The sequence below is a fragment of the Mycobacterium simiae genome (genome assembly GCF_008370645.1).
Classification (GTDB): domain Bacteria; phylum Actinomycetota; class Actinomycetes; order Mycobacteriales; family Mycobacteriaceae; genus Mycobacterium; species Mycobacterium simiae_A.
Map to the genome: position 1 here is coordinate 1 of NZ_VTZN01000683.1, position 220 is coordinate 220.

1 protein-coding gene is annotated in these 220 nt (G+C 61.8%); it reads right to left on the reverse strand.

Features of this window, described 5'->3' with window-relative positions; genetic code table 11:
• Positions 1-220, reverse strand: a 220-nt coding sequence (locus F0Q45_RS27355; protein ID WP_149656744.1) for a beta-ketoacyl synthase N-terminal-like domain-containing protein, incomplete at both ends; no start/stop codon positions are given.

Consider the following 220-nt stretch of genomic DNA (forward strand, 5'->3'; position numbering starts at 1 on the left):
GGCGGTCTCCAACGCCTCCCAACACACCTCCAACAACACCCGCTGCTGGGGATCCATCGTCTGAGCCTCCCGCCCAGAAATCCCGAAAAACTCCGCATCAAACCCCGCCACCTCGGACAAAAACCCTCCAGCGCGGGTGTAGGTCTTACCCACCGCATCCGGATCCGGATCAAACAAACCCGCCAAATCCCAGCCCCGATCGACCGGAAAACCCCCCACC